The organism is Streptomyces sp. NPDC090798 (assembly GCF_044768965.1).
Classification (GTDB): Bacteria; Actinomycetota; Actinomycetes; order Streptomycetales; family Streptomycetaceae; genus Streptomyces.
Genome location: NZ_JBIVXA010000034.1, coordinates 36968 through 58991, shown reverse-complemented (window position 1 = coordinate 58991; position 22024 = coordinate 36968). Strand labels below are relative to the sequence as shown.

Annotated in this window: 24 protein-coding genes and 4 pseudogenes; 10 read left to right on the top strand and 18 right to left on the bottom strand. The window is 68.8% G+C overall.

All coding sequences use genetic code 11. The features are described from left to right. Positions 1-96: 96 nt before the first annotated feature. Both ACIQTP_RS43620 and ACIQTP_RS43615 read right to left on the bottom strand, forming a co-directional pair. Positions 97-232 (bottom strand): annotated as a pseudogene (locus ACIQTP_RS43620) (tat (twin-arginine translocation) pathway signal sequence domain-containing protein); the annotation flags it as partial. A gap of 172 nt (positions 233-404) precedes the next feature. After that, positions 405-1100: a TetR/AcrR family transcriptional regulator gene (locus ACIQTP_RS43615; protein ID WP_403410937.1), complete on the bottom strand. Its 696-nt coding sequence runs from the start codon at positions 1098-1100 to the stop codon at positions 405-407. A gap of 263 nt (positions 1101-1363) precedes the next feature. Between ACIQTP_RS43615 and ACIQTP_RS43610 the strand changes: the two genes are divergently transcribed. Further along, positions 1364-1735, top strand: coding sequence for a hypothetical protein (locus tag ACIQTP_RS43610; RefSeq protein WP_403411013.1), 372 nt, complete (start codon positions 1364-1366; stop codon positions 1733-1735). A 38-nt stretch (positions 1736-1773) separates the two neighbouring features. Here the strand turns inward: ACIQTP_RS43610 and ACIQTP_RS43605 are convergent. Then, a pseudogene (locus tag ACIQTP_RS43605) lies at positions 1774-1935 on the bottom strand (DUF6207 family protein); the annotation flags it as partial. A 572-nt stretch (positions 1936-2507) separates the two neighbouring features. Continuing rightward, positions 2508-2978: a nucleotidyltransferase domain-containing protein gene (locus tag ACIQTP_RS43600; RefSeq protein WP_403411001.1), complete on the bottom strand. Its 471-nt coding sequence runs from the start codon at positions 2976-2978 to the stop codon at positions 2508-2510. 283 nt (positions 2979-3261) lie between these two features. Between ACIQTP_RS43600 and ACIQTP_RS43595 the strand changes: the two genes are divergently transcribed. Then, entirely contained in the window at positions 3262-4968 is a 1707-nt protein-coding gene (locus ACIQTP_RS43595) for a nitrate/nitrite transporter (RefSeq protein ID WP_403410934.1), read from the top strand. Between the two features lie 126 nt (positions 4969-5094). On the opposite strand, the gene ACIQTP_RS43590 is transcribed toward ACIQTP_RS43595, so the two are convergent. From ACIQTP_RS43590 to ACIQTP_RS43570, 5 genes are all read right to left on the bottom strand, one after another. Next, a complete protein-coding gene (locus tag ACIQTP_RS43590) occupies positions 5095-5574 on the bottom strand; it encodes a hypothetical protein (protein ID WP_403410931.1) in 480 nt (159 codons plus the stop codon). 1506 nt (positions 5575-7080) lie between these two features. Further along, positions 7081-7851, bottom strand: coding sequence for a hypothetical protein (locus tag ACIQTP_RS43585; RefSeq protein ID WP_403410928.1), 771 nt, complete (start codon positions 7849-7851; stop codon positions 7081-7083). Positions 7852-8030: 179 nt separating this feature from the next. After that, positions 8031-8192 carry a hypothetical protein gene (locus tag ACIQTP_RS43580; protein ID WP_403410925.1) on the bottom strand — a complete coding sequence of 54 codons (162 nt, stop codon included), beginning with the start codon at positions 8190-8192 and terminating at the stop codon, positions 8031-8033. A gap of 274 nt (positions 8193-8466) precedes the next feature. After that, positions 8467-8706 carry a hypothetical protein gene (locus ACIQTP_RS43575; RefSeq protein ID WP_403410922.1) on the bottom strand — a complete coding sequence of 80 codons (240 nt, stop codon included), beginning with the start codon at positions 8704-8706 and terminating at the stop codon, positions 8467-8469. Positions 8707-8978: 272 nt separating this feature from the next. Further along, the gene (locus ACIQTP_RS43570) at positions 8979-9317 is read right to left on the bottom strand and encodes a hypothetical protein (RefSeq protein ID WP_403410919.1); all 339 of its coding nucleotides are present in this window, start codon (positions 9315-9317) and stop codon (positions 8979-8981) included. A 463-nt stretch (positions 9318-9780) separates the two neighbouring features. Here ACIQTP_RS43570 and ACIQTP_RS43565 point away from each other — a divergent pair, with 463 nt between their 5' ends. Next, positions 9781-10029 (top strand): hypothetical protein, encoded by a 249-nt coding sequence (locus tag ACIQTP_RS43565; protein WP_403410917.1) that lies wholly within the window; start codon positions 9781-9783, stop codon positions 10027-10029. 1027 nt (positions 10030-11056) lie between these two features. Here ACIQTP_RS43565 and ACIQTP_RS43560 read toward each other — a convergent pair. Genes ACIQTP_RS43560 through ACIQTP_RS43550 form a run of 3 tightly spaced genes read right to left on the bottom strand, consistent with a single transcriptional unit; the run spans position 11057 to position 12434 of the window. Then, entirely contained in the window at positions 11057-11734 is a 678-nt protein-coding gene (locus tag ACIQTP_RS43560) for a hypothetical protein (RefSeq protein ID WP_403410914.1), read from the bottom strand. 2 nt (positions 11735-11736) lie between these two features. After that, a complete protein-coding gene (locus ACIQTP_RS43555) occupies positions 11737-12279 on the bottom strand; it encodes an RNA polymerase sigma factor (protein WP_403410912.1) in 543 nt (180 codons plus the stop codon). Beyond that, a complete protein-coding gene (locus ACIQTP_RS43550) occupies positions 12276-12434 on the bottom strand; it encodes a hypothetical protein (RefSeq protein WP_403410909.1) in 159 nt (52 codons plus the stop codon). The genes ACIQTP_RS43555 and ACIQTP_RS43550 overlap by 4 nt, the downstream gene beginning before the upstream one ends. A gap of 1206 nt (positions 12435-13640) precedes the next feature. Between ACIQTP_RS43550 and ACIQTP_RS43545 the strand changes: the two genes are divergently transcribed. The 6 genes from ACIQTP_RS43545 to ACIQTP_RS43520 all read left to right on the top strand — a co-directional run bounded on the left by ACIQTP_RS43545 (position 13641) and on the right by ACIQTP_RS43520 (position 18003). After that, positions 13641-13835, top strand: a complete 195-nt coding sequence (locus ACIQTP_RS43545; protein WP_328512942.1) for a hypothetical protein — start codon at positions 13641-13643, stop codon at positions 13833-13835. A 12-nt stretch (positions 13836-13847) separates the two neighbouring features. Next, complete coding sequence (locus ACIQTP_RS43540) at positions 13848-14480, top strand: helix-turn-helix domain-containing protein (RefSeq protein WP_403410906.1); 633 nt, start codon at positions 13848-13850, stop codon at positions 14478-14480. A 167-nt stretch (positions 14481-14647) separates the two neighbouring features. After that, on the top strand, positions 14648-14839 hold the full coding sequence (locus ACIQTP_RS43535) for a hypothetical protein (protein WP_403410903.1): 192 nt from the start codon (positions 14648-14650) through the stop codon (positions 14837-14839). Next, positions 14836-16056, top strand: coding sequence for a hypothetical protein (locus ACIQTP_RS43530; protein WP_403410900.1), 1221 nt, complete (start codon positions 14836-14838; stop codon positions 16054-16056). The genes ACIQTP_RS43535 and ACIQTP_RS43530 overlap by 4 nt, the downstream gene beginning before the upstream one ends. Before the next feature lie 155 nt (positions 16057-16211). Next, positions 16212-16853, top strand: a complete 642-nt coding sequence (locus tag ACIQTP_RS43525; RefSeq protein WP_403410897.1) for a carbonic anhydrase — start codon at positions 16212-16214, stop codon at positions 16851-16853. A 160-nt stretch (positions 16854-17013) separates the two neighbouring features. Continuing rightward, positions 17014-18003 carry an L-threonylcarbamoyladenylate synthase gene (locus ACIQTP_RS43520; RefSeq protein WP_403410894.1) on the top strand — a complete coding sequence of 330 codons (990 nt, stop codon included), beginning with the start codon at positions 17014-17016 and terminating at the stop codon, positions 18001-18003. Positions 18004-18012: 9 nt separating this feature from the next. On the opposite strand, the pseudogene ACIQTP_RS43515 reads toward ACIQTP_RS43520, so the two are convergent. The 3 genes and pseudogenes from ACIQTP_RS43515 to ACIQTP_RS43505 all read right to left on the bottom strand — a co-directional run. After that, positions 18013-18129 (bottom strand): annotated as a pseudogene (locus tag ACIQTP_RS43515) (IS5/IS1182 family transposase); the annotation flags it as partial. A 125-nt stretch (positions 18130-18254) separates the two neighbouring features. Next, positions 18255-18641 carry a TraR/DksA family transcriptional regulator gene (locus ACIQTP_RS43510; protein ID WP_403410998.1) on the bottom strand — a complete coding sequence of 129 codons (387 nt, stop codon included), beginning with the start codon at positions 18639-18641 and terminating at the stop codon, positions 18255-18257. A gap of 58 nt (positions 18642-18699) precedes the next feature. Beyond that, a complete protein-coding gene (locus ACIQTP_RS43505) occupies positions 18700-19770 on the bottom strand; it encodes an NADH:flavin oxidoreductase/NADH oxidase (protein WP_403410891.1) in 1071 nt (356 codons plus the stop codon). A gap of 159 nt (positions 19771-19929) precedes the next feature. Here ACIQTP_RS43505 and ACIQTP_RS43500 point away from each other — a divergent pair, with 159 nt between their 5' ends. Then, on the top strand, positions 19930-20109 hold the full coding sequence (locus ACIQTP_RS43500) for a hypothetical protein (RefSeq protein ID WP_403410996.1): 180 nt from the start codon (positions 19930-19932) through the stop codon (positions 20107-20109). A gap of 15 nt (positions 20110-20124) precedes the next feature. Here the strand turns inward: ACIQTP_RS43500 and ACIQTP_RS43495 are convergent, their stop codons facing one another. The 3 genes and pseudogenes from ACIQTP_RS43495 to ACIQTP_RS43485 form a co-directional block, all read right to left on the bottom strand. Continuing rightward, positions 20125-20424, bottom strand: a complete 300-nt coding sequence (locus ACIQTP_RS43495; RefSeq protein ID WP_403410889.1) for a hypothetical protein — start codon at positions 20422-20424, stop codon at positions 20125-20127. After that, positions 20411-20512: pseudogene (locus tag ACIQTP_RS43490) on the bottom strand (IS5/IS1182 family transposase); the annotation flags it as partial. The gene ACIQTP_RS43495 and the pseudogene ACIQTP_RS43490, both read right to left, overlap by 14 nt. A gap of 174 nt (positions 20513-20686) precedes the next feature. Further along, positions 20687-21964 carry an FAD-dependent oxidoreductase gene (locus ACIQTP_RS43485; protein ID WP_403410886.1) on the bottom strand — a complete coding sequence of 426 codons (1278 nt, stop codon included), beginning with the start codon at positions 21962-21964 and terminating at the stop codon, positions 20687-20689. Positions 21965-22024: the final 60 nt, after the last annotated feature.

The window sequence follows — 22024 nt, the reverse complement described above, 5'->3', positions numbered from 1 at the left end:
TCGCCCGCCTTCTGTCGCCGCGGCCCTCGTCGCTCCCTCGGCCGAGGGATGGTGAGGGCAGGGTCTCGACGCCTTGCGCTGCCACCGGCCGGAACCGCGGGCCGCCGCGGGAGATTCACCCGTGGCGGCGTAGGCGCGGGCGTGGGTGATGCGGAGGAGGGCTTCGGGTCTGGCCGTCGACGTGGCCGAGGCCGCGGGGGAGCGCGCCTTCGACGAGGCCGACGCAGTGGTGTGTGACGGCACGGGCCGGGGCAGCCGGAAGACGGCGGTCGCACGGCCCGTGGCCGCGCCGCCCGGAGTGCTGTCCGGGGTCTTCCCGGCCGGTCGGCCGAGGTACCGGTTCCGGTGTGGCGCCGGTCCGGTGTGATGCGCAGCTGTTGTCCGCGGCCTCGTCTCTCGTGTGGTCAGGACTGCTCGCGGCAGCCCTCTTCGGTGCACTCGAGAGTGACGAGGGTCTGGTCGACCTGCTGGCTGGTCAGGGGAGGTTCGGGCAGTTCGTGGGCGCCCTCGGTGCGGAAGGCGTCGAGCATCAGGTGGAGGTGGCGGCGCCAGGCCTGGGGGGCGATGGTGCGTGTGGCCTGGATGATCCCGGCCTGGGACCAGATCACGAAGGCGATGTCCTGCGCGGTGACGTCGCCGCGCAGGACGCCCTGTTCCTGGGCGTTGCGCATGATCTGGATGCAGAGTTCCTTGGCGCGTTCGTACATCTCACGGCCGGCCACGTGAAGGGGCAGCCGTGCCGAGACCAGGTCGTTGAAGGCGCGGTCGCAGGCCTGCAGCTGGCAGAGTTTCTCCAGGTAGCGGCAGAACCCCTCCCAGGCGTCGTCCAGGGCCGCGGCTTCTTCCGCGGCGGTGAGCAGTTCCGTGTACTTCGCGTTGAAGAGTGTTTCGACCAGGTCGAGCCGGGTGGGGAAGTGGCGGTAGAGCGTGCCGATCGCGACGCCGGCCTCGCGGGCGACGCCCTCCAGGGACGCTCCGAGGCCCTGCTCGGAGAAGGCCGTGCGGGCGGCGGCCACGATCGCGTCCCTGTTGCGCTGGGCGTCACGGCGCAGGGGTTTCGCCGGGGTCTCCCTCGCGGGCGGGGCGTGGTGGTGGCTCATGACTCGAGCGTAACATGAGGCCCCCCTCGAATTCGGCTGTTGTCATGTTTCCGATCGCAATCTCACCCCTCCGACGTGCTGTGATGAGCCTCACCGCAAACATGAGGCACCCCTCGGGTACGGTGGGCAGAGCCGAACGTGAGGCACCCCTCCGGATGACCTTGCGGCAAGCCGACTGACCCGGGATTTCCGGATCTCGGTTCACACAGAAGCGGCGGCCGCCAGTCCGGCGAAACCGCGGCAGTCTCGCAAGGGAAATGACCATGAACAGCATGACCAAGCGCGTCTCGATCGCACTCGCCTCCACGGCACTGGCCGGCGGAGCCCTTCTCGGAGCCGGCGGCTCGGCGTCGGCGGCCACGACTTCGGTGCCCGTGCAGCACACGCAGTACGTGTCCGTCACCTCCGCGACCAGCAGCGAGCAAGTCGGCCGCCACACGGACGGCGACCGCCGCGGGCAGGTCACTGTGCGCTACGTACGGGCTGCGGACCACGAGGGTGCAGCGGCCTCGTGGCGCGGCGTCAGCGCCGCCCGCTGGTACGAGGACCAGGTCGACGCAGCGGCCTCGTGGCACGGTGTCAGCGCCGCCCGCTGGTACGAGGACCAGGTCGTGTGGTCCCTGAACCACAGCTGACGCGGCCCGAGCCGCCCCACTGCGGAACGCCGGCGCCTGCCCGCACAGCAACACGGCCGCACCCCCGGCCGACCGGGATCCCGGATCGCGCGCCCCACGGCGGCCCGCACCCGCATGAAGACGAACGCCGCACGCAAGGCGAAGGCACTCTGGCCCTCAGCGTCCGCCACGCCGACCACGGCCAGGCCGCACCGACACATGAACCTCGTCGACCGCTTCCCTCGCCGATCGCTTCCCCACACGCCGTGACACCCCGCCGGACCGGGCAGGTCCCCTCCGCGCCGGGACACTCACCCGACGCGCACACCCAGAACACCACCCCAGGGCGATCGGCCGGCCGGAGCGGGCTCCGGGGCCGCAGCGGTCACAGAAGTGCCCGATCAGTCTGCTGACCGTACTCATGGCCCCTCCGCCGCCCGCCCGGTGCGAGGATTCCGCGAGTCCGGCGATCAGGTTCTCGGCCCGGACGAAGGGCCGGCCGGGATGACGCCGCCAGCAGGCTGAGCACCGTCCCAGCCCCGCATGCCGCCGAACGCGGCCGCATGCGCGGCAGGGCCGGGGCGGTTGCCTGGTCCGGCGCGGGCGGGAGCAACGCCCGCACCAGCCGGTGTCCTCACGCGGACAGCCGGGCCGACCGCGCTGAGGGCACGGCGCCTTGACGGCGTCGCGTTCAGTCTTGCGCGAACAGTCCCGGCACAACGTTGCTGTCTTGTCTCTCACCGGGTGACCGCAGCGCTGGCGGAGCCAGTTCGAACCGGCGGCCGGGGCCAACTCACGCCGGAAGCCGCACCGGGACAACCACGACATGGGGCCGGCTCGGGCCGGAAAAAGGGGGCCGGACCAGACCGTTGAAGCCAGACGGCCTGACCGCTCGGAGGTATTCGAAGGCGCTGATCACCTCGTGCGGAGTCATCGGGGCGAGCGGCGCGGCAGGGTTCCGAAACATGGACGGCTCCTCACCGAGCCGGATGTCCGGCGGCGAACTCTGTCCACAGGCAAACCGTCCGAGGCTGCTCTCACGACGCCTCGCAATGCCGAAAACGCGGCGGAGTTGTGCCATGCCGTGACGATAGCGTTCCGAGGGCTCGTAGCCCTGGTGGAAGCAGACCCGCTGTCCGGCGGACAAGCACGGGACTGACGTCCCATGGATGGCGCCCGTCACGAAGCACGAGGACGGGTAGGTGAATGGACGCTCGGGTGCGGGTGACGCCTGCACTGCTGAGCCGTCGTCGGCGAAGACCAGCGGGAGTCCGAGCTGGTGCAGCCCAGACCAGAGCGCCGGCGGCGGTGTCGTGGCCGGCGATGAGCAGGGTCATGGTGCGGCTGCGGATCTGCTCGTCGCTCTGGACGGCTTCGCTGGGGTCCGTCGGCGGCCGGGTGATGAACGGGGTGAATGACCTTGCGCAGACCCCTAGGCGTACCGACTAGTCGGTACTAGCCTCTGGCCACGCTCTCGGAGCCGGGCGCAGCGCGCCCCCGTCGCCCCGACACAAACACCCGGTTTCCGTATCCCCAGAAGGAGCCGTATGTCCGCCACTCCGACGGCGTTCGACGCCGACAGACCCACGCCCGATGGGCCCGCCGTGGACGCCCGCGGCCCGCTGGCCCGGCTGTACCGCCGCGACCTGGCGGACTACCCGCCCACCGGTCGCCGTATGGCGTATCTCGCGATCGTGGTCATCACCACCGTCGTCCTGTACTACATGCTGTACATCCAGTACGCGGTGGCGACGTCGATCATCACGCACTTCGGCATGACGTACCGCTACTTCGTCTGGGTCTCGGTGATCGGCAACGCGGTCGGGGCCTTCGCCTCGCTCGTGGCCGGTCTTGCGGATCGCTGGGGCCGGGCGAATCTGGTGGTCTACGGGCTGCTGCTCGCCGCGCTGCTGGTCTTCTTCGGGCTGCCGAACGCGGCGAACAAGACCACCTATCTGGTGCTCTTCGCGCTCGTCAGCTTCATCGAGGGCATCGTGCTGGTCGCCACCCCTGCGCTGATCAGGGACTTCTCCCCACAGCTCGGCCGGGCCACCGCGATGGGGTACTGGACGATGGGCCCGGTCATCGGCTCTCTGGTGGTCACCACCGTCACCAGCAACACCCTCGACAGCGCCACCTGGCAGGACGAGCTGCGCTATTCGGCGATCGCCGGGTTCGTCGTCTTCGTCGTCGCGATCTTCGCGCTGCGCGAGCTGTCCCCGGCGCTGCGCGACCAGACCATGGTGTCGCTGCGGGACCGGGCACTGGTCGAGGCGCGCGCCAAGGGACTGGACACCGAGGCGGTACGCCGCGGCGAGTGGCGGCAGATGATGCGCCTGGACGTGCTGGGCTCGGCCTTCGCCATCGCCGTGTTCCTTCTGCTGTACTACGCGGCGGTCGGCAACTTCGTCGTCTACTTCGCGACTACCTTCGGCTACAGCGAGCAGCGCACCAACGCGCTGGCCAACTGGTACTGGGGGGCGAACGCCATCGCCCTGGTCCTGGTCGGCCTGCTCTCGGACCGGCTGAAGGTGCGCAAGCCCTTCATGATCGTCGGTGCGGTCGGCTCCATCGTGGTGACCGCGATCTTCGCCACCCGCGCCACCCACCTGACAACCGACTACTACACCTTCGCCTGGCTGTTCATCGGCATCGGCGTCTTCAGCGGCATCGCCTACGCGCCCTGGATGGCGAGCTTCACCGAGACCGTGGAGAAGCACAACCCGGCGGCAACCGCGGCGGGCCTGGCGGTGTGGGGCTGGACGGTACGCATCGTGGTCGCCGTCTCCGCGGCCTTCATCCCGGTGCTGGTGACGTCCGTGACCCCGCTCGTGGAGCACGGCACCGAGGTCAAGGCCGCCTCGGTGCAGGCTGCGCCCGCGCTGGCCATCGTCAACGCGCACCCTCAGCTCTTCGCCGAGCTGAACAAGTACACCCCGGCCACGGTGCCCCCCGCGCTCGGCGCCCGCGCCGTCAAGGAGGTCGGTGCGGAGAACCTGGGTGTCGTGCAGAAGGCGGCGCCGCAGCTGAAGCTGCTGCAGGAGTACGGCCCCGAGGTCCAGAAGGCGTCGAAGGACGGGCCCGGCGAGTGGCGCGACTGGTGGTGGATCTGCGTCGGCGGCCAGGTGCTTTTCCTGCCCTTCGTCTTCGTGATGGCAGGTCGCTGGAGCCCGAAGAAAGCGCGTGAGGACGCCGAGGCGCACCAGGTGGCGGTCGACCGCGAACTGGCCGCCCTCGCCGCCGCCGAGGAGTGACCGGACGCGGAGCCGGCCGGCACGCCGGCGCTCTGGACGTTCAGTGATGCGGACGCTTTGGCGCTCAGTGCCAATGCGGGTGCCCTGCCCCTGGAAGGGGGGGCAGGGCACCAAGGGGCGAGCGGATCAGCCGATGTGGTAGACGGTGATGGTTACCTCTCCGTCTGGGCCGGGGATCGTGTACGCACCGGGGCCGTGGAAGGGCTCGCAGCCCTCGGCGAGGACGTCGTCTGCGTTGATGCCGGTGTCGTCCTCACCCACGAACGCGCAGACCTCAGTGATGAGGTGGTCGGCGTACCGGTGTGTGAAGCCGGCCTCGGGGTAGCGCGGCACAGTGGGGGTGTTGATGTCCAGGTCCGGGTGCTCCCACAGGGTGGTCTGCCGGAGGCCGCGATCCGTCACGAAGACCTTGCCGTAGGGCTCGGGCAGGTCGTTGTCGTCCTTCTCCTGGGGGTTGGAGAACTCGATCGAGTAGGTGACGAGCCCACCGGGATACCGTGCCTGGGCAGCGGACTGCGCCTGGGCCGATCCGGCACTCACCGCGCCGGCTACCAGCAGGGCCGTCGAGGCGAGGGCCGCCAGTCGGCCCATGGACATCGGACGCATCCCTGTCTCCTTTCACTCAACGTAGCCGTTTGGCTACGCTCTGAAGATAGGGTGGACGTAGGGCCGGTCGACGGGGTGCGCCGATCAAACCACCTGGGCGTATGGTGCTGAGGCCCTGGACGCGGCGAGTGCGCGGGGCGGCCACCCCCCTGGCAGCGAAGAAGAGCTGACCGGCTCGACCGCTCCGAGCGCGCTCAACTGCCACGGCCACGTGCAACCCCCTGAAGTGACAGCCGCAGACAGGGACAGCACCGAGCCGATCCACCGCCGGCCAAGCCCCCACAGCGCCGCCTGCCACCACGTCATATTCCGACGATTGCCACTGAAACAGGCATGTATAACCATCAGTTGAAAAGACCGGGGCGGATGCTGCAGACGCGCACCCTCCGAAGCTCGTGGTCGGGCCCGCCCCGGGCGCGCGCATATGCTCGTGACCTCGACGTTCTCGCAGCCGGGAATCCTCAGCTGCCATCCAGGCGCTGGCGAGCTCGACGACGAGTTTGCCGAGTCGCCGCGGCTGGAGGCCGGTGAAGATTCGCTTGGACAAGGCCGTGCGTCCCAGGTGTTGCGTCACAACAACACCCAAGCCGCACGGCCTACTTCATGCCTCGGCAGTGCCTCGATCGTTATCACGCACCACGTCGTAAGGTACGGCCTATGTCTGATAGATCGATGTCTACGGGCCGCCTATGGGCAGTCCTGCTCGGGGTCGACGCTGTGGCTACTGCGTCGGCGATCGTGGTGTGGAGGCAGAGCGGAACACCGTGGACCGAAACCTTGGTCAGTTCGGGTGTGGTTGCTCTTGCGGCCCTGATAGCCGGCCCATGGGCGATAAGGCGGACCAGGGCAAGGGTCGAGGAAGCAATGCGGCAACAGCGTTGATCCAGTTCGGTCGCCTCTGAGAGTGCGGTACGTGATGTAATGCCCGCTTCGGTCTTGGGGTTGGGTAAGGGGCCCTGGTCGGCGGGGTGGGTTGGTGGTCAGGTGCGGGGCTGAGTGAACAGGCCGGGTTCGGGTTCGGTGAGGATGCCCCGTGTGACCAGGCGTTTCAGCTTGCACCGGATGCCTTCGGTGTTCTTCGGGAGTGGGCGGCCTGGTCTCCGACCGCGCCGCCGAGAGGTGATCACCCATCAGCCGAACCGCCAGGCCGGAACCCCCAGCCCTCAATCGCGCACCACGTCGTAACCATCAGCCGATCCTGCCACCCCAAGATCACAGACACCTAGAGATTGCGCTGGCGCCACAGCGACAAGACGCCTCAGGTGGTCCCATCACAAGCCGTTTGCCGGGGCCACTTCAAGGCGTCCGGAAGCCTCGACGTCACCACCAACTGGGGCCGCTCGAAGCCAACATGCCGGAGCCGCTGAACAACGTCACAGCCATCCTGGACGCCCTCTGTTGTTGAACACTCTTGTTGGACACCGGAAGCTGTCTCCGGTTGGGCGTGGCGACGTCCGGGCACCGTTGTCCAGCAGCCGATCGGTTGATGGGCAGGGCGGCCGCGGGCTACGGCTGGCCGGGTTCGGGCAGCTTGCGGTTCTGCGCGCGCGAAAGCCAGTGGGTGCGCTGCCTCGCGGGCACCAGCTCGTACTGCAGGGTCCGAAGCCCTGAGCCTTCCGTGAGATGGTGCGGGGCGACCCGCCACACGCCGTCCCGCTCGGGGTCGGAGTGGACTGGGCACCCGGTGAGCAGCAGGTCCCAGCGGTCAGTGTTCCCGTTGTCCCGGTCGTCCTCGACCGTCACCGTGCCGCTCACACGGTGGGGCAGTTCGTGGCCGGCCTGCTCGGCTGTGCAGTTCTCCGCCAGCTCGCCGATGGTGAAGTCGCGCTGCAGGTAGACCTTCTCGCTGTTCTCGCCCGGCTCCAAGACGATGACGCCAGCGGCTCGGGGCCTCCGGTCGTCGTCCGCGACGACGAGGTCTCCGACGCACCGCACCTGCACGCGCTGGTCGCTGAGGTTCTTCAGTTCGAGGACCTGCTGAAACACGATCCTGTGGTGGTCCCGGTCGCGGGGGAAGCTCCATTCCTGACCGTTCGGCCATGGGGCGACCGGCATACCCATCGGGGTCCAAGCCAGCGGCGGCCACACGGGGGTCTCCAACCTGAGGGTGACCTTGGGCGCCTCTGAGTCGAGCCGGGTTCGGATCGCATCAATGGCTGTGAGCCTGCTGACCTCCAGGGCCTGCCGCGTCAGCATGGCCTGCCAGACCACGCCGATGAGGGCAAGGGCTGTGCCGATCGAGCCGATGGCGGTCCAGAGCGTTCCCGAGTCATCCATGAGCGTGATTGTGGCCGTAGCCGGTCGGCAGTTGGGCTCGGGGTTGCGTTGGAGGTTGCGGCTGGTCGGCGCGCTGGAGGTTGCACTTTCTGGTCGCCGGCGACCGCGAGTGCGGCGGTGTCGACGATCCGCACGGTGACCTGCGCATTCGAGGTTCAGAATTCCGGGAGCGTTGACCGCTAGGTGTCTCGCTGTCCGTGATCGTGGCTGTCGACCTGCTCCGTGGGCTTGTCATCCGGAGGGGGCGGTGATGGTGAGGGGAACAGGAGGTCTTCGAAGAGGTCCAGCGCCAGCATCAGGAGCAGGAGCATTTCCGGTACGAGCAGAGCCAGCACGACCACGATGCCTCCCGACGAAGCGGTGACCACGGGAACGGCGCGACGGCAGAAGGTCCAAGCTCAGTGTGGGCTGAACGGGTGAGGGCCGCATGCCCGAGGCGAGGGCATGTAGGCCGTTCGGGTGACCCCTGTCCGGCGTCGGCCTGCTCGCGCAGGTGCTGCCACAACGTCGGCACTGACGGCACCACCAGGGTGTCGCCGGGCTGGAGGTAGTCGGGCTGTCAGCTCATGAGATGGCGCAGCTCGATCACGGTGGGGGAAGGCGGTCTGCCGTCGTCTACTCCGCCCGGAGCGGGTCGGAGGGGTCTGGGACCGCGTCGTCCGTGCGGCCGGCGCCGAGGGCTCGTCGCGGGCTCGGCAGCGCCGCGGGGTGGGTTCCGAGGACTCCGCGGGCGCGCAACTCGCCGAGGTCTGGCAGACGGACGCCGGGCAGTGCGTCGAGAAGGTCGGCCTGGACAGCGCGGATGCTCTGCGCGGGAGCCTCGGGGCCGGAGCCAAGAGTGCGGCGGGCGGTCACGGTGATCATCGTAAGGGCGGCTCTTGGCCGAAGGGGAGCGGGAAGTCTGGCGCCGTACGGTGTGAGACGACGTCCTAGGAGCGAGGTGGGGCTATCCCGGGCCCGAGCTGCGGGTTCCATGGCATGGCGCAGTGCGGCCCTACTGCCCGCTCCGTGCTTTGATTCCCCGTGATTCCCCGTCCGTTCTGGCACGAGAGTGGCACGGCCTGGGGCGGTGTCCTTGATGTCTTGTTGGCTTCGGACGACCGAGGAACCTTCGTGTCTGGGCCCTATCACAGCTGCGGCGGACCGATAACGGTCTGGCCGATCTGTTCGGCCAGCCAGGACGCTTGGCGTTCCTCGTGTCCGTCGCCGTTTCCGCGGCGGACGTGCACGAAGACAGTGTGCCCGTCGATGCGCTCGTCCATTTCACGGGTGGCGGCGTTGAACAGCACAGAAACCTCGGCGTGATTGAACTCCGCGTACAGGCCACGTTCCGGAACCTCCGGCCATCCCAGAAAGGACCAGCGGATCCCTGCCACATGCCTGCTGGCCACGGTCGTGAACGTGTCCTCAATGCTTCCTACCGGCTGATCCACCATCGATGCCCAGAGCGGAAGATGCGCCGACAAGAAGGCGGGATCGGTGGAGAGCTGGGCGCGTGGACTCCGACGTGCAATCCAGTCGGGTCGCTCGGATCACGGACCCAGTCCTCGGTGTCCTCTTTCCTGAACCAGGCATCGGGCAGCGCTCTCCAGGCGTGCAGTACGTCCTCGACCGTGCGGAGTTCGACGTCAACGTCAACACACGCGTCCTGCTGATCACCCACTTTGACTAGCTGACGCGCCACTCGGAGCGCCGATGCGGGATCGTCGGTGCGGAAGATGGGATAGGCAACGTCGACGGACATGTGCGCACCCTGCCACACCTCGATCACATACGGAGCCGCCCCGCGATGCGAACGATGGGTGTGACAGTCCCTGAGGTTCGCCTGGTCAGACGGTTATGGGAGAGTGCTGGCGGTCGACTCCGGTCTCGGTGGCTGCTGTACTTCGCAGCTGTACAGCAGCGACCTGCGCGATGTACAACAACGCCATGACGACTCGACCGACTCAGGCGATGTGGTGGGCTGAAATGGCAATCGCCCTTGCCGTGGCAGCCGCGACCTTCACTGCGCTCGTCGCCTTTCTCGGGACCACGGCAGCCCAGGGCCGCCACGTGACCCTGGACGGCGGGGCTTCGATTTTGCTGATCGCACTGTCCATCGGCGTCGGCATCTTCGCGAGCAGCCGGTTCAGGGCGTGGGGACTGCGTCGGCAGACCGCGCCCCGCACACAATCTTGAAAACCGTCGTGGCAGCGATGTCACCGTGGGTTCAATCCCACACCTACGGCAGGTGAACGGCCCCTGACCAGGTAAATCGATCAGGGGCCGTTGCGTTGCCTGCTGCCCGTGAGTACCTGCGGTTCAAGGCAGCTCGCATCGCATGCCAGCCGGCAGCCACTCATTCCACGCCGCGATCCGCCCCGTGTACCCGGAAGAATCGAGCACTGCCGGCCGTCGGGCCCGGATCCGGGTGCGGACCCCGCACCGCAGCGGGGTCCTGAGCAGCCCGCCGGTAGTCATTGGCCGATGCGGTTCCTCGAGGTCCGGCACGCGCCGTCCCACGCCCCCGGGCGGGGGCGCCGTCTGCCGCGGAGGCGAGTGCGGGGTCCTGCCCGGGTGCGGGAATGGCTGCGGGGTGGTCTGTGTTGTGGTGGGCGTGGTTGTGAAGGGGACAGTGTCCCCGGGCCTCACCTCTAGCCCATGAGGAAGATCGTTCGGCTGAAGCCTCATGGAGCCTTTCGCCGCGTAGGCGACCGCTCCTTCACGGCCACGTCTTTTCTTTCGGGCCCGTCCTGGATCAGTCCGGGACGGGGCCTTCCGGCGTTCGGCACGTCGGACCAGGTACACCGCGCCGGGCCGGCCTTGCAGCTGCACGCCGTCACCTGCGCCGGTCCAGCTCCTCGAACTCCTGTCTGTCTGCTGCTCCGCCGGCTCTCGCCGCCGACTCCGCAGCTGCTTGCCCTGAGGTGCCGGGGCTGTGCCGTCCCGGACGAAGACGGCTAGGTGGCCGGTCCGCGAGTCGTTTTACGGTGCTCGGTGCGAGGCGGGGAACGGCGAGCAGCGCCGACGGCTGAGACCGGGCAGGACGAGGCAGCCGCGGCACCGTTCATCGCCCCAAAGCGCTCACAAAGGCGCCGGGGTGGCCGGTAGCCAGGTCTCTTCGGCGGTGGTGGCATCGTGTGCCGGTCGGGTCCGGCCGTCGTTCCCTTGGTCGTTGGGTGCGCCCGGTGGGCTTACCGCACGTCACTCACGCGTCGATCCGGTGTCAGATGACGTCGATTCCTGCACTGTTTGCTTCCTCTGTGGCAAGGGCCTGCGGCGGGTGGGAGGCCGGAGCGACCGCGTGTTGTGTGCGGTGCCGGGTCTCGATGGCCTGGGCTCGCCACGACTGGCCGACCAGCAGCAGGCTGCCCGTGCTGAATACTGCCGCCAGCCCGACGGTGAGCACCGTGAAACTGAGCAGCATGCTGGCCAGGGTCAGAGCGCCGACAAGGCCGGTCATGACCGCCGCGACGATGCTGGAGGTGCCGGCGTGATGCCGGGCCCATCGGCTGCGCGGCTGAGAGGCGATGCTGACCTGGAGTTCGCCTTGCGGTGTCAGATGGAGGTCGGCGCTGGCACCGGTCTGCAGGGCCCTCTCGGCGATATCCCGCACGACGTAGGCAGTGTCTGGGTGGGGCTCCGGGTGCGAAGGTGCTCCGGCTGCCTGGGCGGGTGCCGTCGTTTCGACGGTGAGGCGTTCGATCGTCAGGTTCAGACCGTCGCGCCCCGATGGGGCCTGGAGGGAGGTGTCTTCGGTTTCGACTGCGGCGATGATCGCGTCGATCCTGGCGCCCTCGTCGGGGTCGGACTCCATCCGATCCAGTGCCTGCATGAACGCCGTCACCCGCTGGGGGCTGTCGGGCGAGCCACCGGTGATCTTGTGCACGTGTTCACCGTTCATGGTCACTCCTCCTCGTTCCCGTCGGTGAAGTCCTTCTCCAGCATCTGCTTCAATGCCCGCAGCCCGTCACGGGTATTGGTCTTCACCGTCGCACTCGTCACGCTCATGATGTCGGCCGTCTCCTCCACACTGAGTTGCTGCAGGTGCCTGAGCACCACCGCTTCCCTCTGCCGCGGCGGCAGCTGGGCGACCGCGTCCGTGAGAACCATGTTGTCGATCAATGCCGCGTAGGCGTCCTTCGGCGGCACGGAGCGCTTGTGCTGCAACGCCTGCTCGGCTCTGCGGTGCCTGGCCCGGGTCCGCCAGTAGGCGCCGCACAGCCTGCCCCCCACGGCATAGGCGTAGGGCACCGGCGCCTGATCACGCAGCTGTTCCCACCGGCGACCGACGGCAAGGAAGGCGTCCATGGCGATCTCTTCCGCCACATCCTCGGGAACGCCCTGGCGGATGAGCCATCCCACCATGCGTTTGCGGTGCATCTCGTAGAGGGCGGCGATCTCCTCGTGAGCAGACCGCCGCTCTCCGTTGTTCACGTCGTCCGTCACGACGAAGCGATCTCCTTCGCCGGTGTCTCGGACAGTTCCTGGGCAGCCGTGCGGATCACCCGGGTGCGGCCGCCCGGTTCGGACTCGAAGAAGTCCATGCCGGGCTTCATCAACGGCAGGACCGTGACGGTGTGCGCGTTGCGCTCGCGTTCCATCTGCACAGCTGTGCGCGCATGGAGTCGTTCTGTCAGATACCGCAGGAGGCCTCCGCACCCCCGCACGGTCCGTCCCACGCCCTTCGCTCCTGCCACGAATTGCTCGATCATCCCGTTCTCATCTCACTCGCCCCGAACTGACGCAAGCTATAAGGGATGTTCACCGAAAGAGGTTGGGCCGGGAGGCAAGATTCTTTTGTGAGCCGCACCATCCCCGTTGCCGAACCGGTACGTGTACGCCTGGCGGCCTACCTCACCCACCGCAATCACCGTTGGCCGTACACCGCCAACCCGTACTTCCTCCTCACCCACCGCAGCGCCCTGACCACTGGGCCCGTCAGCCGGCCCTGGCTCTACCGGCACTACTCCGCCTCCAGCCACCTGCAGCCTGCCGTCGTACAACATTTTCCTGAAGGGTGTGCTGCGCGGCAGTCACGTTGGCATGGCCTAATCCTTCGGGGGACGCCGATGGGCAGGTGTCCGGGACGGGCTCGCGAGGCGGGGGAGCGGCAAGAGTGCCGGCGAGCGGGACGGGCCAGGGCGACGGCGGGTGCGGCACCGTTCGGTGCTCGGATGCTTAGAAATGCGTCGGGGAGGCCGGTGGCCGGCCTCCCCTTTGCTGGTGAGATTGTGCGCCAACACTAATCTCGCCGCTAATGCCCTTGGTTATTGGTTGCACCCAGTTGACCAGGACTCGTTCTTCGTCGTAGGTACGTCGAAGTATTTGTCAGTGTGCTCTGCTAATGAAGCACATCGCAAAAGATACCTGTACACCAGTGAGCCAACGCTCGGCGTTGTCGGGGTTGCCCTGACGGCCGGGGCGCCGGTTGTAACGCTTCCAGCTCCCCCACCAGGGGACTCGGGCAGCGTCTGGTCACTGACCGTAGGCCGTGCGCCTCGTACGAGGGCTGAGACACCGCTGAACGAATAAACCGGAAAAACGGACCAATGGGACTCTCGGTCGCGGTGCTGATTGTGGGACAGCACCGGCCCCCTGGGACACTCGGGGTGCCCCGTAGGTGACGCAGCGCCAACTGCGTTACCACTCAAGCGGGTTGCACCCCTCGGTATTCGATCGACCAAGGGATTCTCGTGCCCCAGAACGACGCCTGCCCCGCTTCCTCGAAGGCCTCCGGCCCTACCGCACCCGGGGATGAGGCTTCTCCACCGCAGGGCGACTCAGCGGGTCGCCTGACCGTGGCCCAGGTGCTGCCGACGACCGTGTTCCCGATGATCGGCAGCCTGCTGTACATCGCGGGCGGCATGCCGCCCGCCGACGTCTTCACGTTCCTGGCCGGCTGCGGAGGTATCGGAGCAGCGGTGACGATCGCCGTCACCGGCGGCCGCCGCCTCGCCACGGCCCTCGCGCACGGCATCCTCGCCGCCGCGAGCGGCAAGTAGAGGGGCACCGGTATGGGACGTCCCGAAGGCCCGCTGACCGGCCCTCCGCACCGCAAGCAGCTTGCCCGCTATCTCCGCGACCTGCGCGCCGCATCCGGCGCGACGTACGACGAGATGGCGGCCGTCATCGGCGTATCACCAGCCACCCTCAAGCGCGCCGCTTCAGGCGCCGTTCTCCCAAAATGGCTCACCGTGATGCAGTTCTGCATCGCCTGCTTCTCCGCTGCCGCACCTCACGCACGCCCCGTCCCGAAAGTCCCCGAACTTGAACGGCTATGGCGCAGGGCCCGCATGGAAGAACGCGGCACTCTGCACCTCAAGAGCCCCCGCCCTGAGTACATCGCGGACCAGGCCGACCTCAGTCACGCCCTGTACGCCCTGTACGAGCGTGCCGGAGCCCCTCCGCTGCGCCAACTCCAGCATCAAGGTGGAGAGCCGCTCCATCTGCCGCTGAGCACGCTGGCCAGGATCGTCAACCGGCAGACGCTCCCCGCCGACGAGAAGCAGTACGTGGCGTTTCTCGCGGGCTGTGGCGTGCCCAGTGAGGAGCGCCCGAAGTGGCTCGCGGCGTGGGGGAAGGCGTTTCCCGTCAGCACCGCCATCCTGAAGGCGCTCGCTGACGAAGCGGCTTCTGCCGCGGTGTAGAGCCCGAGACGCAGTTGAACCGATGAAGCTGGCGGCTGCTCCCTTGCCGAGGAGGCAGCCGTCACCTCTACGCGGCCTTCCTAGTGCCGCATCAGGCAACGTTCGCCCTGTCATGACGCATCGCTGGGTTGCTGCGCCGGGCGGCATCAGACAGCCAGAATGACGGAGTGGCTGAACGTGTGCGGGTCCGGGAGATTGATGACGATGAGGGCAGGCGGCTGCTGCAGATCATCCGCAGAGGCACCGGATCGGTGGTGACCTGGCGGCGGGCCCAGATGGTGCTGTTATCCGCGCAAGCCATGCCGGTGGCGAAGATCGCCGAGGTGACATTCACCAGTGCGGACCGGTCCGGGACGTGATCCACAACTTCAACACCGACGGCTTCGAGGCGCTCTACCCGAAGTACAAGGGCGGCCGCCCGAGAACCTTTACCCTCCCCGAGCGCCGGGAGATCAAGAAGATCGCCAAGTCCAAGCCGGCCGAGCAGGAGCCTGGCCAAGCTGGCCGACTTCCTGGTCGCCGAGGGGGTGTCGACGACATCAGCCACGAGGGCCTGCGCATCCTGCTCCGCGAGGAGGACGTCTCCTTTCAACGCGTGAAGACCTGGAAGACCTCACGCGACCCGGACTACGCGGCCAAGAAGGCCCGGGTCGAGCATCTCTACGCGATCGCCGACGGCGAGGTCATAGCCGAGAAGGCGAGCCCGAAGTCGTCTTCTGCATGGACGAATTCGGGCCGCTCAACCTCCAGCCCCACTCCGGCCGTCAATGGGCCGAACGTGGCGGTCGGCACAAGGATCCCGATCGCGAGCCCCGGCCCCGCCGCCGGGCGACCTACACCCGCCCGCACGGGGTCCGGCACCTGTTCGCCGCCTACGACCTCACCAAGGACCAGCTCTACGGGCACATCAAGAAGACCAAGAACAGGTCGAAGTTCCTCGAGTGCCCTCCACGGCATCGGCCCCCGCCAGGCCCAGGACCTGCGGAACTTCGGTGTCCACTGCGTCGGCCTGCTCGCCGCCGTTCCGCTGGCGACGGTGCAGCGTCTCCTGGGCGGCCGGGCCGGACGCCAGGCGGCCGACCGGGCCCGCGGCATCGACCCCCGCCCCGTCATCCCACACGCCCTGCCCGCCTCCGCGAGCGTGAGCCGCACCTTCCCCCGGCACACCCTGGACGGCGCCGCCGTCCGCGCGGCCCTGCTCGACCTGGTCGTCACCGTCGCCCTCCAGCTCCGTGGTCGTGGCCAGGCGGCCCGTGGCCTGAGCTTGGCGCTGCGCTTCGCCGGAGGCATCACGTGGGAGAAGACGCGCCGGCTCCCGGAGGCCTCCGCACACGATGACGACCTGCGCACGCTGGCCTACCGGCTGATCGATGCGGCAGGACTGCAGCGAGGCCTCCTCACCGGGATCACGCTGAAAGGTGAGGACCTGATCGCCGCCGGCCAGGTCGTCGAGCAGGTCAGGTTCGACGGTGCGCGAGAGTCCCGGCTGGTCGCCGAAGAGGTCAGCGACCGCATCCGCGCCAAGTTCGGGCCCGGCGCGATCCGCCCCGCCACCACGCTCCTGCGTGTCTCCTGACCTGCCCGACCCCGCTGTGGAGGCGAGACTAGTGCTGCTCCAACCGCCAGGACTTCCAGGCCTGTTGCCCCACACCATGCCGCACTGGCCGTATGCCACCGTGGGTCGTGGGGTCTGGCCGCGCGTTTCGATTGGGTCGGCCGTAGCCTGCGGCCATGACTGAGATGCTGACGCCGACTCCCGATGATGCCTTCGAGATGCTGCTTGGCGGCAACCATCGGTTCGTCACCGGCTTGCCGGAGCACCCCAACCAGGATGCTGCACGGCGCACCGAGACCGCGCCGGCTCAAAGTCCCTTTGCGGTGCTGTTCGGGTGCTCCGATTCCCGGCTGGCAGCCGAGATCATCTTTGACCGGGGGCTGGGTGATCTGTTCGTGGTCCGCACGGCAGGGCATGTGGTCGGTTCGGAGGTGCTGGGCAGCGTGGAGTATGGGGTGAGCGTGCTGGACTGCTCGCTGGTTGTGGTCTTGGGGCATGATTCGTGCGGGGCCATCGCGGCTGCCTGCGCCGCTGCCGATGGTGGTAGGGCGCCCGCCGGTTTCGTCCGTGACGTCGTCGAGCGGGTGACCCCGAGCGTCCTGGCGGCTCGCGCCGCCGGACGCGACCAGGCCGAGGAGATTCTCCACGAGCACATTCGGCACACCGTCGACCTGCTGCTGGACCGCTCCCGCGTCGTGGCCGAGCGGGTGGCCGCCGGCCGCCTCGCCGTGGCGGGTCTGTCCTACCGGCTGGCCGATGGCAGTGCGCAGCTGGTCGCCTCCCATGGCCTGAGCAGGGCTGCTGCCTTCGCACGGTGAAACCCGCTGCCGGCTGTCCATCTGTCGTACGGGCAGGCCCGCGCGCTGATGGACGAGCAGACCGCGGTGCGCGGGACCGGAACGGGCTCACGCGGTGCCATCGGCCTTGGTTCGTCGTTGAGCCGACGAGACCATGGGATGTGGAGAGCGGAGCAGTGAGATGAGAGGTACGAGGGTGACGGCAACAACCAGTGGCATCGAGAAGGCGGCCGGTGTGCTGCGTGCCGGGGGCCTGGTGGCCTTCCCGACCGAAACCGTCTACGGTCTGGGCGCCAATGCCGAGGACTCCGCCGCCGTCGCGCGAGTCTTCGAGGTCAAGGGGCGTCCGCCCTCCCACCCGCTGATCGTCCACATCCGCGGCGCGGAGCATCTCGACGACTGGGTCGAGGACGTGCCCGCGACGGCGCGCCTGTTGGCCGAACGCTTCTGGCCGGGGCCACTCACGCTGGTCCTGCGGCGCGGTCGCCGGGTGCCGCTCGAAGCGACCGGTGGCCTTCAGACGGTGGCCGTGCGCGTGCCCGACCACCCCGTCGCACTTGCGCTGCTGTCGGCCTTCGGCGGTGGTGTGGCGGCCCCGTCCGCCAACCGCTTCGGTTCAGTCAGCCCCACCACGGCGAACCACGTCCGTGCTGAGCTCGGTGATGCCGTCGACTTCGTGCTGGACGGCGGCCCATGCGAGATCGGCGTCGAGTCGACCATCGTCGACGCCACGGGCGATGCCCCGAGCGTCCTTCGGCCCGGCGGGGTGACGCGCGAGGACCTCGAAGAGGTGCTGGGGTGCGCGCTTGCGGTTCCCCCGACGAGCCGTGTTCGGGTGCCGGGCCAGCATCCGTCGCACTACGCGCCGCGGGCGCGGGTCGTCCTCGTCGAGCCGGAGAAGGTTGTCGCCGAAGCGGAGCTCGCGCAGGAACTGGGGCACCAGGTGGGCGTTTTGCTTCCCCCCTCTTTCGCCGACACTGCGGTGAAAGTGCACGCCGGGGTGGCCCTCCCCGCCTCGATGGCCACCTACGCACGCGGGCTGTATGCGTTCCTGCGCGAGCTCGACCAGCGGGGGTGCGACCTCATCGTGGCGTCCTTGCCCGTGGAGGAGGGGCTGGGACTGGCGATCGCCAACCGGCTCCGCCGCGCCGCGGGGCCCCGGCCCTCCTAAGAAGACATCTCATTTGGTGAGTTTGCGGTAGCAGATGAGGGTGCAGGCGATGCTCGTGTAAGCGAGGAAGTGGTCGGCCTTGCGTTCGTAGCGGCGGTGTGGTCGGCGGTATCCGATGAGCCAGGCCGTGTCTTCTCCTGATCGAGCCGGGTGAAGGTCAGATGGTGAACGGCCGCCGGCGGAGGAACTCGGCATCTACCCGTACGCCGAGTTGGGGCAGGACGACATGTCGCGCCCTCAACTGTGACCCTTCAACGAGCTACGGACGCGCAGCGCACGCAGGTTTTCGCCGCCGGGCGAACTTCGAGGCGCTCCGTCGGGATCGGCTCACCGCATTGCTCGCAGCGCCCGTAGTCGCCTCTCTCCAACCGTTCCAGGGCGCGATCGAGATCGTTCAGATGCTCGCGCGACTGGGACAGCAGAGAGGCGACGTGCGCCCGCTCGAAAGCCGTGCTCGCCCCCTCCGGGTCGTGCTCGTCGTCAATGGCCACCAGTGCGTTCGCCTCGACGATCCCTTCGAACTCACGGCTAAGGGCGGATATCTGCTGCAGCGTGGCGACACGGTCGGCCGCGAGCAGCGCCCGCATCGACTCGCCCTGGGGCACCGGAAGAGCGGCATTGGTGCATTGATCGCTCATATCGGAGGAAACCTCATTGTCTTGTGCCGAATTCCCGGCTGCTCGGGCGACGACGGCCTCAGCGATGACGTAGGCGGCCACGCTGGTACTGCTTCGGCCACGGGACGTCGTCACCGAGCACGTGGGCCGCGCGGAGCGGCCAGGTCGGGTTGCGCAGCAGTTCGCGCGCGAGCATGATCGCGTCGGCCGAGCGGTCCACGAGGATCTGGTCGGCCTGCTCCGGTGCGGTGATCAGGCCGACCGCGGAGACGGGCAGGGCCGCGCCCTCGCGGACGGTTCGGGCGAAGGGCACCTGGTAGCCGGGCTCCACTTCGATACGGGCGTTGTGGACGAGCCCGCCGCTGGTGATGTCCACCAGATCGACGCCGTGGGCCACCAGGTGCCGCGACAGCTCGACCGTCTCCTCCGGGGTCCAGCCGCCGTCGGCCCAGTCCGTGGCCGAGAAGCGTACGAACAGCGGGCGGTCCTCCGGCCACTGCGCCCGTACGGCGTCGGTGACCTGGACCAGGAAACGGCTGCGCCCGTCGAGATCGCCTCCGTACTCGTCGCTGCGGTGGTTGGACAGCGGTGACAGGAACTGGTGCAGCAGATAGCCGTGCGCGGCGTGGATCTCCAGGACCTCGAAGCCGGCGGACAGCGCCCGCCCGGCGGCCTCGCCGAAGGCCCGGACCAAAGCCCGGATGTCGTCCGCGCCGAGCTCCCGCGGGGCCGGCCAGTCGCCGAATGGCAGCGGTGACGGTGCGACCGTCTGCCATCCTCCGGCCTCCGGTTCGACGTACACGTCACCCTCCCACGGCGGTGCCGTCGACGCCTTGCGGCCAGCATGGGAGATCTGGATGCCGGCAATGGCTCCCTGCTCGTGGACGAAGTCGGTAATCCGCTTGTACGCGGCGGCCTGCCCGTCATCCCAGATGCCGGCGTCGGAAGGGGTGATCCGGCCCTCAGGTTCCACCGCCGTGGCCTCCTGCATGACCAGGCCGGACCCGCCGCGTGCCAGGGAGCCGAGATGGACCAGATGCCAGTCCTGCGGATAGCCGTCGACCGAGCTGTACTGGCACATGGGGGCCACCCAGGCCCGGTTTGGGAAGGTCGTGCCGCGGAGGGTCAGCGGCGAGAAGAGACGGCTCATCGGAGGCCTCGCAGGAGGGAGTGGGACGCCGGGTGCCCCGCAGCCGTCGCGCCGTGACGGCCTGGGTTCCTGCGGGGCGCCCCGCACGGTGGCTGCCACCCGAGTACCCCCGGGCCGCTCGTGGCACACACCACCGGCCAGGCGTGCTCACCCGCGCGGATGTCCGGGCACGTGGCGGTCCCGGGCCGTGGTCACGTGCGCACCTGGGGCGTCGTCCTGATCGCCCTCCTTGGCTTCTGGCTCTCGCACACCTTCCTGGCCCCCGCCATCGAGTCCGGCACGCGCTCCGGAGTGAACCTCGTAAGAGAAGTGATCTCAATAGGCTGCCGCTGTGACTAGAGCGGCGGCGGCCTCTCACATGCCGCGGTCTGGGCCGTACCAAGGCTCGGGGCGTTCGTCAGCGGACATCGGAAGACGCTGCAACTGCACCGGGCCAGGGTAAAAGGCCGCGCTGTTGGGCCCGCTCATGTCTTCGCCGATGAGGTAGCGGTAGAGCCATTCCGCGAAGCTCATGCGGTGCTCTGCCCAGGTTTCGTCATAGTTCACCAGAAGCTTCGGAGCATCCGGTGTAGCGAGCAGGAAGATGGTCTCCCCTCGGTCGGTGCTCGCGATCGGCCACAGCCCGTTGCGGGTGCCAAAGCCGCCGTCGGCCACCGCCCTGCGGACGCACCGGCGCAGCCGGGACCACCCGCTGGAACAACTCCCACAATCCGTCCGGCACCGGACGCCCCACCATCGCCATCACGGCCGCCAGCTTAAAGATCAGACCAGTTGAGACGATCTCTAAGTGACCAGCACCGACGCCGTTGGATGTTCCCGCAAGGGGGCACCGGATGCGCCTGCGGCCCCAAGTGCGGCCGCTCGCCGCGTACAACAGGCCCATCGGACACGCGTGCGGGGACCGTGGTGCGGGCGGTCAACGGCGCAGATCCTGACGCACCAGCCGCTCGGTGATCCGCCGGGCGGCGAACTCGGTGCCGGCCACGAAGCGCAGCATGGGCCCGAACGTGGGCGCGGCCAGGGAGCCGGTGAAGTACAGCCCCGGCACGCTGGACTCGAACGCGCCTGACAGGCGCGGTGCTTGCACCCCGGGCACGCGGGCCACCGCCTGGCGCACCGGCGGCGTAAGGAAGGGCACGGCGTCCACGTCGAGTCGGTAGCCGGTGGCGGCCAGCACGTGGTCGACGACCAGTTCGGCCAGCCCATTGCCCCCGCCGCCGAGGCGCAGCTGCACCTCGTCCCCGGCCGGCCGCGCCTGCTCGACGCGGCAGGCGGTGCGGACGGGAACGACGCCTTCGACGCGCTCACGTAGCCACCAGCCGCCCGAGGGGCCGAGGGCGCGCCGGAACAACTGCATCCGTGCGGCGGCCGGCAGAGGCCGAACGGTGCCAGGAGCGCGGCAGACTGCGGCCAGGATCCAGCCGGTGCCCAGCGGGGAAGCCGGTTGGGTCAGCCGCCGCGTCCACGGCCGCCGCAGCTGAGGGCGCTCGCCCCAACGCACCCGGGAGGCACGCACCAACACCTCGACGTCGGCGCCGGCCTCGTGAAGCAGCGCGGCACTCTCCAGCGCCGACTGGCCGCCCCCGACCACCGCGACGCGCCGCCCGGAGTACCGGGACAGGTTGGTGTGCTGGCTTGTGTGGGACAGCGCCGCCTTGGGCCCCGGCCCGCCCGGCGCCAGCGACAGCAGTATGCCCGGGAGGTGCGCGAGCGTGGCCAGGCCGGTGGCCACCACCACGGCCGCGGTCTCGATCTCCTCGCCGCCCTCCAGACGGACGCAGAAGCCCGCCCCGTCCCGCTCCACCGCCGTGATCCGGGCCGACTCAACCGTGCCTACGTATCGCTGGGTGAACCACATCCCGTAGCGCACGAAGGTCTCGCACGGGATCGGCGTCAACTCCGTGAGCTCCGGCTCACCCGTCTCCCGGCAGAAGTCCGCCAACCGGCCCCCCGGAACCGGGGCGGACAGATCCGTCGCCGCAGGCGTCGACTTCAGGAACATCCCGGTCGCCATCGCATGCCGCCAACTGCCCATGACCTCGCCGAAGACCCGCACCGGCACCCCGGCCGCCCGCAGATGCGCGGCCACCGACAGGCCGTACGGACCGGCGCCGACCACCACCACCGGCCCGCCCCTCAGGCCGGAGTACGGCCCGTTTTCGGCACCGCGCTGCCCGGAAATCGAGTGCGTCAACTCATCCCCCCCACCGCCACGGCGGCGCCCCCCAAGGCGCACGCGGCCAGCGGCGGCTCA

Excerpts from the sequence above, each read along its gene's own strand:
- ACIQTP_RS43510 (WP_403410998.1), bottom strand. The coding sequence starts at position 18,641 with ATGAGCGATCAATGCACCAATGCCGCTCTTCCGGTGCCCCAGGGCGAG.
- ACIQTP_RS43550 (WP_403410909.1), bottom strand. The coding sequence starts at position 12,434 with ATGGAACGCGAGCGCAACGCGCACACCGTCACGGTCCTGCCGTTGATG.
- ACIQTP_RS43500 (WP_403410996.1), top strand. The coding sequence starts at position 19,930 with ATGTCCGGGCACGTGGCGGTCCCGGGCCGTGGTCACGTGCGCACCTGG.
- ACIQTP_RS43585 (WP_403410928.1), bottom strand. The coding sequence starts at position 7,851 with ATGGATGACTCGGGAACGCTCTGGACCGCCATCGGCTCGATCGGCACA.
- ACIQTP_RS43505 (WP_403410891.1), bottom strand. The coding sequence starts at position 19,770 with ATGAGCCGTCTCTTCTCGCCGCTGACCCTCCGCGGCACGACCTTCCCA.
- ACIQTP_RS43525 (WP_403410897.1), top strand. The coding sequence starts at position 16,212 with ATGACTGAGATGCTGACGCCGACTCCCGATGATGCCTTCGAGATGCTG.
- ACIQTP_RS43595 (WP_403410934.1), top strand. The coding sequence starts at position 3,262 with ATGTCCGCCACTCCGACGGCGTTCGACGCCGACAGACCCACGCCCGAT.
- ACIQTP_RS43565 (WP_403410917.1), top strand. The coding sequence starts at position 9,781 with ATGACGACTCGACCGACTCAGGCGATGTGGTGGGCTGAAATGGCAATC.
- ACIQTP_RS43520 (WP_403410894.1), top strand. The coding sequence starts at position 17,014 with ATGAGAGGTACGAGGGTGACGGCAACAACCAGTGGCATCGAGAAGGCG.
- ACIQTP_RS43590 (WP_403410931.1), bottom strand. The coding sequence starts at position 5,574 with ATGCGTCCGATGTCCATGGGCCGACTGGCGGCCCTCGCCTCGACGGCC.
- ACIQTP_RS43610 (WP_403411013.1), top strand. The coding sequence starts at position 1,364 with ATGAACAGCATGACCAAGCGCGTCTCGATCGCACTCGCCTCCACGGCA.
- ACIQTP_RS43615 (WP_403410937.1), bottom strand. The coding sequence starts at position 1,100 with ATGAGCCACCACCACGCCCCGCCCGCGAGGGAGACCCCGGCGAAACCC.
- ACIQTP_RS43540 (WP_403410906.1), top strand. The coding sequence starts at position 13,848 with ATGGGACGTCCCGAAGGCCCGCTGACCGGCCCTCCGCACCGCAAGCAG.
- ACIQTP_RS43560 (WP_403410914.1), bottom strand. The coding sequence starts at position 11,734 with ATGAACGGTGAACACGTGCACAAGATCACCGGTGGCTCGCCCGACAGC.